This is a genomic window from Flavobacterium olei (genome assembly GCF_039749035.1).
Classification (GTDB): Bacteria; Bacteroidota; Bacteroidia; order Flavobacteriales; family Flavobacteriaceae; genus Flavobacterium; species Flavobacterium olei.
In genome coordinates this window covers 698,211-712,915 of record NZ_JBDKWC010000002.1, presented here as the reverse complement: position 1 = coordinate 712,915, position 14,705 = coordinate 698,211, and the positions used below count along the sequence as shown (strand labels likewise).

Genomic DNA, 14,705 nt, shown 5'->3' with positions numbered 1-14,705 from the left:
ATGTTATTTTTTGAAAATCTTTATTTTTCAAAACCAAATTGTTATGACATAAAACCAACTGAAAATTATTCATTTTATAAGATTGTATTCATTTTATAATCTTAAAATTCTAATCATTTTTTATTTACTTTTGAAGCAACTAATTCTAAAAACCTCACATTATGGAAATTAACTTTGTTGCATTACTTCTGGCCGCAGTTGTCACTTTGGTAACCGGTTTTATTTGGTACAATCCAAAAGTATTCGGAACGATCTGGATGAGAGAAAACAACCTCACTCAGGAAGACTTGAGAAAAGGAAATATGATAAAGATCTTCGGATTTACTTATCTTTTTTCTTTAATGATTACAGTGACTTTAATGTCATTAACTATTCATCAGTCGGGTGCGGTTGGCATGGTTGGCGGACCTCCAATGCTTGCAGATGCAAAACCGTCATTTGCTGCTTTTATGGCCGATTACGGAATGGCTTACCGAACTTTTAAACATGGAGCGCTCCACGGATTCCTGTCCGGATTATTTTTTGCTTTTCCGATTATTGGAATTAACGGATTATTTGAAAGAAAATCATGGAAATATATCTTTGTCCACAGCGGATACTGGATGCTTACACTAACTCTTATGGGCGGAATCATCTGCGCATTTGCCTAAATAAAAAATCATAAAACCCGTTTCAGAATCAAAGCTCAAACGGGTTTTCTTAATAATAACTTAAAGACCTTTTGTTATTATAATTATTATCTAATTTTGAAGAAATTAGCTCACTCTCTTGAATACAACTTATTCTTTCCAGATTTACAAAAGCACTTCGGTACTGCCGTCAGAATGGAACTCACTGGCAGCAAACAACATTTTTTTGACACGGGAATATCTCGAAGTACTGGAAAATTCTTGTCCGGTAAACATGACCTGCCATTTTATTGGTCTTTTTGATGAATCCAAACTAATTGGAATTGTATTAACTCAGTTTTTATTTGCCGAAAAACTGGAATCATTTGGAGAGCGTGATAAATGCATTAAAACTTCTGTCCGCAATTTTGCTTTTAAGAACTTTGCTTCTCATGTGCTATTTGTGGGAAACAATATGCTCACGGGACAAAATGCTTTTATTTTTGATTCCGCTGCTACAGAATCAAAAGCTATAAAAACCCTTCATAAAGCAATCAATCAGCTGAAAAAAGATTTAAAAGAAAGCGGAAAGAAAGTTCACATCACAAGCATTAAGGATTTTACATCCAAAGAAATCAAACCTCTTCAGTCCGAATTCAAAAACAATTATACTTTTTCGACCCAGCCGAATATGATTTTTGAAATCAGGGAAGACTGGAAAACAGAGCAGGATTATATCGATGCATTATCCAAAAAATATCGGGATCAGTATAAACGTGCACGTAAAAAATCAGAGGGAATTGTCAAGCAAAAAATGTCTCTTTCAGACATTAAACAATATGAAGATGTGATTTACGAGTTATATTTTCATGTAGCAAAAAATGCTCCTTTCAATACGTTTTTTCTGGCTCGAAATCATTTTAGCTTTTTCAAGGAAATAATGGGAGAGAACTTTCTGCTATATGGCTATTTTCTGGAAGATAAATTAATCGGTTTTAATACTTTAATAAAAAACGGAGAAATAATGGACACTTATTTTCTGGGTTATGATGAAAGTGTGCAACGCGAAAAAATGCTGTATTTAAACATGTTGTACGACATGATTGCCTACTCCATCAAAAAAGGTTTTAAAGAAATTGTGTTTGCGAGAACGGCACTTGAAATTAAAAGTTCTGTCGGCGCCAAACCGGTAAAAATGTATGGTTTAATAACGCATAGTAATGCTTTAATAAACCATAACATTTCAAAATTTTTCAACTATCTGGAGCCAAAAACAGAATGGCAGGAACGTAATCCTTTTAAATAGAAAGCGATTATGGCACAGCCAGTTTCATTTGTTTATGCAAAATATGAATCTCCAGGGATTTTTCTGCTCCGCAATATTCTCCGTCAATCTGAAAATTAACCGGATAATCTGTCTCTATCGTGGCTTTATCTGTTGAAACAATCACAATATCGTCGGAATCGATTGGCATGTTTCCAGTAATGATTTTTCCGATTAAAAGTATATCGAGGCTTTTTAAAATCACCAATTCAAACTTCCCGTCATTCATTGTTCCATTAGGATTAATAATGACGCCTGTTCCGTATTTTTTCGAATTGGCAATTACAATCATTCTTGCAACATGCTTAATGGTTTTATTATTAGCTTTAATAGTCGCTACAAAAGGTTCTTCTGCCTCTTTTAATGTTGTAAAAGCCTGAAGCGCATAACCCCAAAAGCCTCTTACATCGCTTTGTTCATAGTTTTTTACCAGATTCGCATTTAGTCCAAGATCACTTAAATGAATACTTTTTTTACCGTTGATACAAATCATATCCATTTCGATATAATGATTCATAAAGGCGATTTTTAAATTTTCTTCAATCCCTTCGGGAAGATCTAAATCCACAGAGAGTCCGTTGGCCGATCCCGCCGGAATTATACCTATTACAATGTCATGATCCTCCATAGCTTCTGCCACCATTTTTATGGTACCGTCACCACCTGCAACGACAATTCGTTCGGGCTTATATTCATCGTATGCAGCTTGTATTTCTTTGATATCATTTTTTCCGGTAGTTTCATACACCCGAAGATCAAAATGATGTGTTGTAGAAAACTCTTCTACAGATTTTATTAAGTCAGATTTGTCCAGATCTCCCGAAATGGGATTTACAACAAACAGGATATTCTTTTTCACAATTTTATTTTTAAAACCAATTAATTTAAGTAATTTACAGTTACATAAATATACGCAATTAATGAAACCAATTTTACAATTATATCGAGGTTATGCAAATGAGCAAGAATTAATTGTGATGGGGCACGTTTTAAGAAGAGAACACAATTATGATTTTGAAAAAAAGAAGTTAAAAAATGCCACATCAATTCTGAAATTATTCCGAATAAAAACCATTAAAAATTTTGATGTCTATCTTCATTACAATGATACCGTAATTCACACCAAAACCTTAGACGATGGTTATTTTAAATTTTGTATACCCTTAGAAAAAGAAACCCAATTTGGATGGATGCCCTACGAAGTGCGATCCAAATATGGAGACCAAACCGTAAAATGCAAGGGCAGTTTTATAAGACCTCATAAAGGAAAACTGGGTATTATCTCAGACATTGATGATACTTTTCTAATATCTCATACCAATAATTTATTTCTGAAAATTTACATTTTACTGTTTAGAAATGTCAACGACCGAAAAGTTTTTAAGGATGTAGTTGCTCATTATCAGGCATTGAGTGCTGCAGGACGCAATAATACACAAGAAGCAAATGCGTTTTTCTTTGTTTCCAGCAGCGAGTGGAATCTGTATCGGTTTATTGCTAAGTTTACCCGCATACATGAACTGCCGAAAGCCGTTTTTTTATTAAAGGATATCAAACGCGGACTTACTGATTTTTTAATGAGCGGCAGAGGAAGCCACGATCACAAATTTGAAAAGATAAAACATGTTGTCGAATTCTATCCTACTTTAAAATATGTTTTAATGGGAGATGATTCACAACATGATCCGGTTTTATATGAAAAGATCTGCAAAATATTTCCCGTAACTGTAATTGCAGTTTATATACGGCAAACCGGAAAATCTCCAAAAAGAGAAGTGCAGAAAATAATGGAGAACTTAAAAAGTCTTAATGTTGCGGTTTGTTATTTTAAAGACAGCAGTGAAGCTACGCAACATTCAAGAGCAATTGGAATTATTAAATAATTGGTTGCAGGTTTCAGATTACGTGCAAAAACTTGGAACCTGAAACCTGAACAAAATTATCTAGGCGTTAAGGTTATCAATCTCCTCCTGAACGATTTCCCAATCTAAAAGCAATTGATCCAGATCTGCTTTCTTTTTGTTATATGCTGTAAAAAAAGAGGCGTCTTCGATGTGTTTATCGTAATTCGAAGCCAGCATTTTATCGTCGTACTGGATGTCTTTCTCTAATTGTTTAATCTGACTTTCAACTTTACTTAGTCGGTTTTGAAGCGACTTACCTTTTTTCTGGTCTTCGTACGAAGTTTTGTTATTTTCTTTTGAAGCAGTTGCTTTTACAACATCTCTTTTTTCGACTTCACGCATGTTTTCAAGGTTGCGCTGTTCTAAGAAAAAGTTGATATCTCCTAAATATTCTTTAATTTTCTGATCTTTAAATTCGTAAACAATATTCGACATTCCCTGAAGAAAATCCCTGTCGTGAGAAACTAAAAGTAATGTACCGCCAAATTTTTGAAGTGCAGCTTTTAACACATTTTTAGATTTAATATCCAAATGGTTTGTAGGCTCATCCATCAGCAAAACATTGATTGGCTGTAACAATAGTTTACAAAGTGCCAAACGGTTACGTTCTCCTCCTGAAAGTACTTTTACTTTTTTCTCTACATCGTCTCCGCGAAATAAAAACGATCCCAGCATATCGCGGACTTTAGAACGGTTAGTATCTGTTGCAGCATCTTCCATTGTTTGCAGCAAAGTAATTTCTCCATCTAAATATTCGGCCTGGTTCTGAGCAAAATATCCTAATTGTACATTATGTCCTAGTTTGATATTGCCTTCGTATTCAAATTCGTTTACCAAAGCTTTAATAAAAGTTGATTTTCCCTGACCGTTTTGTCCAACAAAAGCAATTTTACTGCCTCTTTCAACAAGTAAATTAATATCTTTCAGAATCGTCTTGTCTCCGTACGCTTTTGTAACATGTTCTGCCTCTATCACCACTTTTCCTGGCTCTTTGGAGACTGGAAAAGAGATATTCATTACCGAATTATCATCTTCATCAACTTCAATTCTCTCTACCTTATCCAGTTTTTTAATCAACGATTGCGCCATAGAAGCTTTTGAAGCTTTTGCACGGAATTTCTCGATTAATTTCTCTGTTTCTTCAATCTTTTTCGCCTGATTCTTTTGAGTCGCCAATTGCTTTTCGCGAATCTCGTGACGCAATTCCAGATATTGAGAATAAGGTTTATTAAAATCGTACGCTTTTCCCAAAGAAATTTCTATTGTTCGGTTGGTTACATTATCCAGGAACATTTTATCGTGCGATACAATTACAACTACTCCGGGGTAATTACGAAGAAAACTTTCTAACCAGATAATACTCTCGATATCAAGGTGATTCGTTGGCTCATCCAGAAGCAAGACATCATTGGATTGCAATAAAAGTTTTGCCAGTTCTATACGCATTCTCCAACCTCCCGAAAAAGTTTCGGTCTGGTTATTAAAAACTTCTCTTTTGAAACCTAAACCTAAAAGAATTTTCTCGGTATCACCCACATAGTTATATCCTCCTAAAAGATCAAAACGATGTGTATAGTCCGATAAATCTTCAATAATCTGTCCGTATTCTTCACTTTCATAATCGGTTCTCGTAACCAGTTGATGATTGATTTCTTCCAGCTTTTTCTCTACAATTTTAATTTCGGTAAAAGCTTCAAAGGCTTCTTCCAAAACTGTTCTTCCCTGTTCAAAATCAATATCCTGACGAAGGAATCCCATTTTTATATCTTTCTCCTGAGAGATTACACCAGAATCTGGTTTAAAATCTCCAGCCAACATTTTTAACATTGTAGACTTACCTGCTCCGTTTTTACCAACAAGACCTACGCGGTCTCCGGCTCCTAACCGAAAAGTAACTTCTTCAAATAAATATGTTCCTCCAAAAGAAACCGAAAGATTGTGTATATTAAGCATAATTTGTGACTGTTGTTACAAGAAATAAAGGCACAAAAATGTACCTTTGATAAAATTTTTGCAAATGTTAAAAAAAGGATCCAAACTAAATAGCATTTTAACAGGAAGTTGTCCAAAATGCCAAAAAGAAAGCATGTATGAAGACAAAAATCCGCTTCATTTGAGTAAAGTTCTAAAAATGAACGATCATTGCAGTCACTGCGGATTCAAATATCAAATTGAACCATCGTTTTTTTATGGTGCCATGTATGTAAGTTATGGACTAAATGTTGCTGTGGGAATTGCTGCTTTTATTGTGTCTTTTGTCTTCTTTAAAGCCAATATCGAGCAGTCTTTTATTTCTATTATTATAACTTTAGTACTTTTATTTCCATTTGTTCTTCGGCTTTCCAGAAACTTATATATTAATATGTTTGTTTCCTATGATCCTAACGCCGGTCGGAAATAAGACTTTTGAGATATCTTCTGTGAAATCTCATAATATCTGCTTCCTTGTCTAAAGGGATTCCTTTTTCAATATGATCAAATAGTGATTTTGCCATTGCAGGTCCGAGCAGGACACCGCGGGTTCCTAATCCGTTTAGAATATGTATAGATTTTCGTTCTTCATGCGTACCCAGTAATGGCCTCCTGTCTGCTACAGTAGGGCGAACTCCTCCAAAGTGCTTTATAATTTCAAAATCACAAGTTATAATCTCTTTAATTTTATCAAGGAGCTCCAGTTTACCTTCCTCTGTAGGTTCTGCAGTTTTATCATGCCAGCTGTAAGTTGCTCCTACTTTAAATAAATCGTCACCAAGCGGTAAAATAAAGACACTGGTATTTACGATTACATCCAAGTTTAAATCGGGTGCCTTAATGATGAAAAGCTCCCCCTTAGTCCCATCTAGCGGGAGATAATTAAAGAATGGGTTTTTATGCATTCCAAATCCTTCGGCAAAAATAATATGCTGCGCCTTAATATCTTTATATTGAACTCCTGAATCTAAAAATTTAATATAACTATAATCAAATGACTCTTCTAAAAACAATTGATTTTGAATTAGATAGTCCTTATAAGAGTCTTGTAATAAAGCGGTATTAACATAACCTGTATGCAAAACCTCTCCATAATCATATGGAGAATCGATACTTGTAAACTTTTGAGTAATTAATTTTGTGGATAAAAAAGGGGCGAGATTAATTTTATCTGAAGCCGAAAACCAGTTATTTTGCTCTTCGATTGAAAAAAACTTTCTCAAAACAGGCATTTTATAGTTGAACTTCTCTTTCAGCTTCCCTTCTACCTGATGGTAAAAATCATTCATCAAAGCTAGTTGATTCTGAGCGTCCCAAACTTCGCTAAAACGTTTTAAAATTACAGGATTATACAAGCCACCGGCAACTCGCGTAGAGTTTTGTGACTGATCATCTATAACTAAAATAGTTTTATTGTTTTTGAGTGCAACTTCGGCAAAAGAAATTCCAGCCAATCCGGATCCGACGATTAAATAATCAAGCATTTTGAAGTGTATAAATAAATAGAGAAACTGTTACTACAAAGGTAGTAAGAGTTTTTTGATATTAGGTTATGTGCTAACTTAGTAGTTCCACATATCTTCTTCAAAATTTCGAATCTTCTCTTTTACTCTTTCTGCTTCTAACAACTGATTTTGAGCATTATCTTTCATGTAATCTTTAATATCACGGTCGCCATACATATTTTCTTCCCTGTAAATAACCGAATTGAATCTTCTTGAATTCAATACCTGATCGAACGCAATTGGAAGTGCTGAATTCTTATCGTTAAAAGCTTTTGCCTTATGTAAAACTTCGCGGGCATCGGGGTAGAATACCCAGAACAACTCTATATAATCTTTTTCGTCGCTGTTCATGGTATAAACATCCGGAGTTACCGGGCAAATTCCAAGCAGTCTGTACTTTAACTGACTTTCGCGTTTATCAAAATACCAGAAACCTTTTATTTTGTACTGACTGACATCGGCAGCTGTAAGATCCTGCTTTAAAATATATTCTGCAGGAACCGTTCTGGTTGGCCCAACTGTCTCTTCGACATAAGACACGCTTTTATTTTTACCTTTACCGGTAACTACTTTTTTCTTGACAACACGTGTTCTGTAATCATCCGGATACTGATTAATAAGTTCTCTACCGGCATCTGTAGTATCGACACGTGACAGTGCACCCTGAATGTCTTTTAAGGATTTTTTAGTATTGAAATAACTATCCGCATAAACTTCTGTTATTTTACCTTCTCTGATGCCTTTAGTTAGCACATCATAAAGCGAACGTCTGTCGGGACCTATGTTAGCAGTATCTACAGGAAAATACAAAGGGAAATTTATTTTTTCGTTCAAATCGATTATTTCCCAAACCGTTTTTCCCATCAGGATATCTCTATCATCCACATATCCATAAGCCAGAGGCTTATCATTATCAGAGATCATTTGAGCAGGCGTCTTAATACCAATCTGATCGGCAGTTTTGGCATTAAGTAAATTTGACTGTGCATTAGACATTAAACATCCCGCAACAGTAACAATAGCAATTAAAAAATTTCTTACTTTCATCATTATAACTTTTACAAGAGATTAAACGAAATTTTATTACAAATATTGTTTGACTTTTCTTACATGATTAAATTTGGTCAAAATTAAGTAACCAACATAAATATGCAGAATTTCTAATCTTAATTACAAGGCATAAAAAAAACTCTTACTACAAATGTAATAAGAGTTTTTCAAATATTTAACTATGTATCAACTATTTAGTAGTTCCACATATCTTGTTCGAAGTTGCGAATTTTCTCTTTCACTCTCTCAGACTCTAACAACTGGTTTTGCGCATTGTCTTTCATGTAGTCGCTAATTGCTCTATCTCCGTAAAGATTTTCTTCTTTGTAAACAACAGCATTAAAACGTCTTGAGTTTAAAATCTGGTCAAATGAAATCGGAAGAGCTGAATTGTTGTCATTAAAAGCTTTTGCTTCGTGCAGTGCTTCTCTTGCATTTGGGAAGAAAACCCAAAACAATTCAATATAATCCTTTTCATCACTATTCATTGTATAAACGTCCGGAGTTACAGGGCAAATTCCAAGTAAACGATATTTCAATTCACTTTGGCGTTTGTCAAAATACCAGTAACCTTTAATTTTATACTGTGTAACATCTGCAGCAGTTAAATCTTGTTTCAAAATATATTCAGCAGGAACCGATCTTGTTGGCCCAACTGTTTCTTCTACGTAAGAAACACTTTTGTTTTTACCTTTACCAGTAACTACTTTTTTCTTCACAACACGTGATTTGTAGTCATCAGGGTATTGGTTGATTAACTCTCTACCAGCATCTGTTGTATCAATACGAGATAATGATCCTTCGATATCTTTCATAGACTTTTTAGTATTAAAATAACTATCAGTATATACTTCAGTTATTTTTCCACCTTTAATAGCTTTAGTCAGAACATCATAAAGAGAACGTCTGTTAGCACCAATATTAGCTGTATCTACCGGGAAATACAATGGAAAATTGATTTTTTCATTTAAATCAATAATTTCCCAAGTAGTTTTCCCCATCAGGATATCTCTATCATCAACATAACCATAAGTCAAAGGCTTATCATTATCAGATATTAACTGAGCAGGAGTTTTAAGTCCAATTTGATCAGGTGTTTTTGCATTAAGCAAATTAGACTGCGCATAAGAAGCAAAACCTCCAGCGATAGAAACAATGGCTACTAAAAAATTTCTTACTTTCATCGTGGTATCATTATAAGATATTGAATGTAGTTTTCACTACTTTATTATTGTATTTCGTAAATTACCGGAGCAGTTCTTGGTAATAAATAACTACCTGCACCTACCAGTTTAGTTTTAATTTCAGAAATAGTAACCTGGTCTCCTTTACCTGCTCTTGAAAGTACTTGTTTACATTGTGCATTCATTCTGTTTCCACTAACTACAACTGTAGGTTGTCCAGCGATTTTCATATTGAACCCAACAACATCTAAACCAACTTCAAAATCAAAATCTAGAAGTTTAGCTCCAATAGTAGCAATTTCAAGGTTAGATTTAGGCCCTTTTACAACACCCATTTCTCCTCTAATTGTTCCTGTTGGACCAGGAATACCTTTAATTCTGAATGTTTTCTTATCTGTTACTTTATCACCGTTTGGTAATGTACCAGTTACAGAGATAGTAGCTTCAGTTCCCTGACCAGGGCTCATGTTATATTTTCCTGGCTTTCCGGCAGAAGCCAAACCTGGAGCACTTGCAACGATTTTATTAGCATCAACACCTGCAAAAGACACAGAAATTGGGTTAACAACACCTCTATATACAACATTCATCTTATCTGCAGAAATTGTAGCAGAATTTGGTCTTGGAACTACAACATATTTTCCAGCGAATTTCAAAGGAATATTTTTACCATCTTCTAAGAATGTAAATTGTCCGTTGATATCTTGTTCTCCAACTCCTCCAGCAGTTAAAGAGATAACAGCTTGTCCGTTTACAATTTGTCCAGGACCTTGGAATGATGTTGGTTTTGTGTTTTCGTCATAACGACCTAAAACAACTTTACCTGTAACTTTTTCTCCCTGGAAATAAGCATTTTTGTCTAAAACTACAATTGCCTGGTAATTACTGTAAGAAGCAGCAGCAACCGCAGCTTTTCCTAAAGCACTGTTATAAACGTCAGCTTCAACTTTCTTAACGTCATTTTGCCAAGCTGAAAGTTTAGCAGCAGATGCAATTGCAGGGAATCCTTTAAAGTGGTAAGCTAAATATTTTTCTTTGATACCTTCTTTGTTTTTCACATCAGAAACATCAAATTTTTTCTCAACTTCAGAAATAATTCCAGCGTATTTTTTATCTGTTCCTAAAGCCGCTTTAATATCAGCTTTGTATTTTTCGATTTTGGCGATAATTTCGTTACCTTTTTTAGTGTAACCGTCTCCTGTAAACCAGTCGTCGATATTATCTCCTCTATCCATAGATTCGTATGGCAATTTACCAGTTTCTTTTTCTACTTCGAAACCTTTTACAGCCTGAGCTTTTAGAGTAGCTATATAATCATAAAAATCTTTTGTTATTGTTTCAACTTTGTGAGAAGTAACTGCAGCAATGGCGAATTCACCTTTTGCTTCAGCAGCCTTCTGATCTAAAGATTGTAGTAATGAAGCGTTTGTTTCTGCAGAACTAGTATTTGCACCTTCAAATTTTTCGTTCATCAGACCAAAAGCAGAAATTACTTCTTTTGATACGTTCATTGCTAACATTGCGATGAAAACCAGGTACATCAGGTTAATCATCTTCTGTCTAGGGGTTAATTTTCCTCCTGCCATTTTTTTCTAATTAGTTCTTATTAATAAATTTAATATCTAGTTAAAAACTAATTATCCTTTGTTACTCATTGCAGAAAGCATACCACCGTAAACGCTGTTTAAAGAAGCGATATTTGCAGTCATAGAAGCCATTTGCTCTTTTAATTTAGAAGCATTTTCAGCAATTTCAGTGTTTGCCTGTGCGTTTCTTGTAGCACTTTCTAATTGTACTTTGTATAAACTATTCAAAGATTCCATTTGTGCAGCAGCCATTGACATCTCTTCAGCATATTTCTTTTGTCCTGCAATAGAATCTACTGTTGGAGAAATTGCTTTTGCAGCTCCTTCGAAGTTTTTGATAGAATTTCCTAAACTTGCCATTAACTCACCGTCAATTTTAGCATCTTTTAATAATGTATCTAATTTTTGAGACAATAATCCTTGGGCATCAGATGGAGTCTCAGCTTTAACTTCTTTTTTTCTAGCTTGTCCGTTAGCTAATTCAGGATAAACAAGTGTCCAGTCTAATTCGTCTTCAACTGGTTCGAAAGCAGAAAGCGCAAAAATTAACGCCTCAGTAACTAATCCTACTGAAAGCATAACTGTTCCTGTTAATGGTCCAATCTCAAAGTGAGTAATTTTGAATAAAGCTCCAACGATTACCACTGCCGCTCCCATACCATAAGCGAAATTCATTGCTTTTTTACTTAATAATGCCATAATAATTTTTTTTTAGGTTTTAAAATAGATTTGTTGGATATTGATAAATTATAAATTACTTTCTTTTGTTACCGCCGCCCCCAGTTACCTGAGTTCCCATGTAATCTTGTACAGTTCTGAATCCGATGTAACTTCTTGCTGAATCCGCATATTCATGATCACGAGTACTTACTTGTAAGAAGTATGCAACGTCTTTCCAGGAACCTCCACGAACTACTTTTCTTTGGTTTTTACCATCGATTACGTTAGGATTCATTGTTGAAACATATTCGTAAGCGTTAGGATTGTAAGCTGAATCGGTCCACTCAGAAACGTTTCCTGCCATGTTATATAAGCCGTAACCGTTTACTTCATATGATTTTGCTTCAACAGTATATAATGCTTCGTCTGCAGCATAATCTCCTCTGCTTGGCTTAAAGTTTGCTAAGAAACATCCTCTGTCACTTTTCGTGTAAGGACCACCCCAAGGATAAGTCGCAGATTCCAGACCTCCTCTAGCAGCATATTCCCATTCTGCCTCAGTTGGCAATCTGAATGCATTAACTAAATCACGTCCTTTTTTCTTAGATTTAATATAACTGTTTTTGTTTAAAGTTCTCCAGGCACAAAATGCTTTAGCCTGTTTCCAGGTAACACCAACTACAGGATAATCTCCATAAGCTTTATGCCAGAAATAATCATTATGCATTGGCTCATTATAAGAGTAAGCGAAATCTTTAATCCAAACTGCTGTATCAGGATAAACATTTACCTGTTCCGTTTTTACGAAGTCACTTCTTTTTCCAACTTTTGCTTTTGCAGCTGCCTGAATATCCATCCAGGAATAACGGAATTTCAATTTATTTACATCAATTGTTCTCAAACCATTGTATGATTCTTCAATTGGCAAATACATAGAATCCATTACCTCAGTGTAATATTCGTCCGGATATGCTTTTGTATCTTTAATTAATTTAACTTTTCTGTTTAATTTTCTTCCTGCATACGGATCATCTTTTGTACCGACACTATAATAGTTGTCATACATATATTTATCGTAAGCTGTCATTTTCTCAGGATCAGAATCATTAAATGCGTAGTCAGAAATACTTCCGCCCTTACTTCCTTTTCCATCCGTAGATTTTTGACCCGTTTCGTCAGCTAAAATTGCTAAACGAACTCTCATTGTAGAATCTTTAACCCACTCTACAAACTGACGATACTCACTATTTGTGATTTCAGTTTCATCCATATAAAACGAACGTACAGTTACCGTTTTTGTTGGAGCATCTTCTACATTAGCTAAATCTGCATCAGATTTACCCATGATAAAAGATCCACCCGGAACCAAAGCCATTCCATAAGGTTTTTCAGGATGCCATTTCCCTCCTGTAACACCAACTAATTCACCTTTGTCACCTGACTTACCACAGCCAATTACCAGTGTTAACATTGCTGCAAATGCAATAAACTTCTTCATATAAATTTGGATTATCTATTCATTATTAAAAGTCCGTAAACGTATTTATTATTTATCTAAAAAACAATACTACTTGCGAAATTTATTTTACCGTTCAAAAATAATGTTAAATAAAATAAAAAAAAAATATTTTATCGATAAACTGTTTTAAAAAATCGATGTAAAACGTTAAATTTTACCATTTATAATTATTTTCCTACTAACTTATTTTAACTTTTTTTTACGCATTTCAGAAACCTAAGATTAAACTTAAATTTTCTTTTTATAAAGCGTTTTTTCTTTGCGCTTTCCACCATCTTTCTGGCAATTCTTGATTGCAAGCCGACAAATATTCGTCATAAGAACAGGGTAATAACGTATTTCTTTTCAATTTATTGCTTCTGTTTGATTCGTACGGAATTTCAATCCACCAACGATCTGTTTTGTCACTTTTATAAAATATCAATTCTTCGTCATCAAGAGGAACAATATACTTTAAATAATTTGCCCTGCTTCCAAATGGATATTCTTTAGAACGGTAATGGAACCCTTCAATAAAATACCACACAATCTGGGCGATAATAACCGATTCTGCCATTGTACTATTGTGATTAAACACTCCGAAAGATGACACTTTATCACTGATTCCCGCATATCTCGCTAATGCGCAAATTTCTTTTCCGTTAAAACCATTCGGCTCAAAAGTTACTGTATTTCCTGAAGCTGAGGATTTTACCGAATTCAAATCGATACTTACCAAATCTGCATCCCTAAATATTGGCTCTGCTAAAGTAATTTTATTTGAAATTTCACCCAATCGGTAAGCATCAAAAAACAACTTTTCTATCAAATCGATTTCTTCTTGCGAATTATAATATGTCTGATAACCTATATTACAGTAATTGAATAAGTTATTTGGTTCGTCGATAATAATTTTTGTCAGGTAAGAATTTGCAGAAACAGATTCGTTTTCTTTTCCGAAGTCAAATCTATTATCAACAGCAACTAAATTTACCATTTGCTCCAGATCATCATAAGCACGATACATTGCATAGGTCAAATCCTGCGAACCTCCCAGGACTATAGGAATTACTTTTCTCTTAATTAAGGAAGCGGTAACTTTCTTTAAAGCATAATAAGTATCTTCAATGGTATCACCTGCAAGTATATCTCCAAGGTCTGCAATTGAAGCATCCCAGTTACCAGGAAACATACTATACAGCTTTTTACGTACAGCTGTAAGATTAACTTCATTAATCATATTGATGTTTGTTCGATCTTCTAAAACGCCAATTACAGCAATATTAATCTGTTCAATATCAGGAAACTGATCCTGGGTATGAAAGACAACTTTACTTCCAAGCTCTTGTGAAGACAGTGCGCCGACGAATTTTACAATTGCATCATTAACTGGTTCTAGAAAATCAAATTCCATC

At 34.5% G+C, this 14,705-nt stretch carries 13 protein-coding genes; 4 read left to right on the top strand and 9 right to left on the bottom strand.

What is annotated here, in order from left to right; all coding sequences use genetic code 11:
• The first annotated feature begins 161 nt into the window (after positions 1-161).
• Both ABEB31_RS07105 and ABEB31_RS07100 read left to right on the top strand, forming a co-directional pair.
• Positions 162-650, top strand: coding sequence for a DUF1761 domain-containing protein (locus ABEB31_RS07105; RefSeq protein ID WP_347050650.1), 489 nt, complete (start codon positions 162-164; stop codon positions 648-650).
• Positions 651-768: 118 nt separating this feature from the next.
• Entirely contained in the window at positions 769-1,914 is a 1,146-nt protein-coding gene (locus tag ABEB31_RS07100) for a GNAT family protein (RefSeq protein ID WP_347050649.1), read from the top strand.
• 7 nt (positions 1,915-1,921) lie between these two features.
• On the opposite strand, the gene ABEB31_RS07095 is transcribed toward ABEB31_RS07100, so the two are convergent.
• Positions 1,922-2,791 (bottom strand): diacylglycerol/lipid kinase family protein, encoded by an 870-nt coding sequence (locus tag ABEB31_RS07095; protein ID WP_347050648.1) that lies wholly within the window; start codon positions 2,789-2,791, stop codon positions 1,922-1,924.
• Between the two features lie 61 nt (positions 2,792-2,852).
• On the opposite strand from ABEB31_RS07095, the gene ABEB31_RS07090 reads away from it, so the two are divergent.
• Positions 2,853-3,815 carry an App1 family protein phosphatidate phosphatase gene (locus ABEB31_RS07090; RefSeq protein WP_347050647.1) on the top strand — a complete coding sequence of 321 codons (963 nt, stop codon included), beginning with the start codon at positions 2,853-2,855 and terminating at the stop codon, positions 3,813-3,815.
• Between the two features lie 60 nt (positions 3,816-3,875).
• Here the strand turns inward: ABEB31_RS07090 and ABEB31_RS07085 are convergent, their stop codons facing one another.
• Positions 3,876-5,789: an ABC-F family ATP-binding cassette domain-containing protein gene (locus ABEB31_RS07085; protein ID WP_347050646.1), complete on the bottom strand. Its 1,914-nt coding sequence runs from the start codon at positions 5,787-5,789 to the stop codon at positions 3,876-3,878.
• Positions 5,790-5,853: 64 nt separating this feature from the next.
• On the opposite strand from ABEB31_RS07085, the gene ABEB31_RS07080 reads away from it, so the two are divergent.
• A complete protein-coding gene (locus ABEB31_RS07080) occupies positions 5,854-6,237 on the top strand; it encodes a DUF983 domain-containing protein (RefSeq protein ID WP_347050645.1) in 384 nt (127 codons plus the stop codon).
• Here ABEB31_RS07080 and ABEB31_RS07075 read toward each other — a convergent pair.
• From ABEB31_RS07075 to ABEB31_RS07045, 7 genes are all read right to left on the bottom strand, one after another.
• Positions 6,218-7,291 carry an NAD(P)/FAD-dependent oxidoreductase gene (locus tag ABEB31_RS07075; RefSeq protein ID WP_347050644.1) on the bottom strand — a complete coding sequence of 358 codons (1,074 nt, stop codon included), beginning with the start codon at positions 7,289-7,291 and terminating at the stop codon, positions 6,218-6,220. The two genes, ABEB31_RS07080 and ABEB31_RS07075, sit on opposite strands and share 20 nt — an antisense overlap.
• A 78-nt stretch (positions 7,292-7,369) precedes the next feature.
• Complete coding sequence (gene porN, locus ABEB31_RS07070; protein ID WP_347050643.1) at positions 7,370-8,359, bottom strand: type IX secretion system ring subunit PorN/GldN; 990 nt, start codon at positions 8,357-8,359, stop codon at positions 7,370-7,372.
• A gap of 197 nt (positions 8,360-8,556) precedes the next feature.
• Positions 8,557-9,546 (bottom strand): type IX secretion system ring subunit PorN/GldN, encoded by a 990-nt coding sequence (gene porN, locus ABEB31_RS07065; protein WP_347050642.1) that lies wholly within the window; start codon positions 9,544-9,546, stop codon positions 8,557-8,559.
• 44 nt (positions 9,547-9,590) lie between these two features.
• Complete coding sequence (gene porM, locus ABEB31_RS07060; RefSeq protein WP_347050641.1) at positions 9,591-11,132, bottom strand: type IX secretion system motor protein PorM/GldM; 1,542 nt, start codon at positions 11,130-11,132, stop codon at positions 9,591-9,593.
• 51 nt (positions 11,133-11,183) lie between these two features.
• Complete coding sequence (gene porL, locus ABEB31_RS07055; RefSeq protein WP_347050640.1) at positions 11,184-11,831, bottom strand: type IX secretion system motor protein PorL/GldL; 648 nt, start codon at positions 11,829-11,831, stop codon at positions 11,184-11,186.
• Between the two features lie 55 nt (positions 11,832-11,886).
• A complete protein-coding gene (gene porK / locus ABEB31_RS07050; protein ID WP_347050639.1) occupies positions 11,887-13,290 on the bottom strand; it encodes a T9SS ring complex lipoprotein PorK/GldK in 1,404 nt (467 codons plus the stop codon).
• A gap of 262 nt (positions 13,291-13,552) precedes the next feature.
• Positions 13,553-14,704: a formimidoylglutamase gene (locus ABEB31_RS07045; RefSeq protein ID WP_347050638.1), complete on the bottom strand. Its 1,152-nt coding sequence runs from the start codon at positions 14,702-14,704 to the stop codon at positions 13,553-13,555.
• Position 14,705 lies beyond the last annotated feature (1 nt).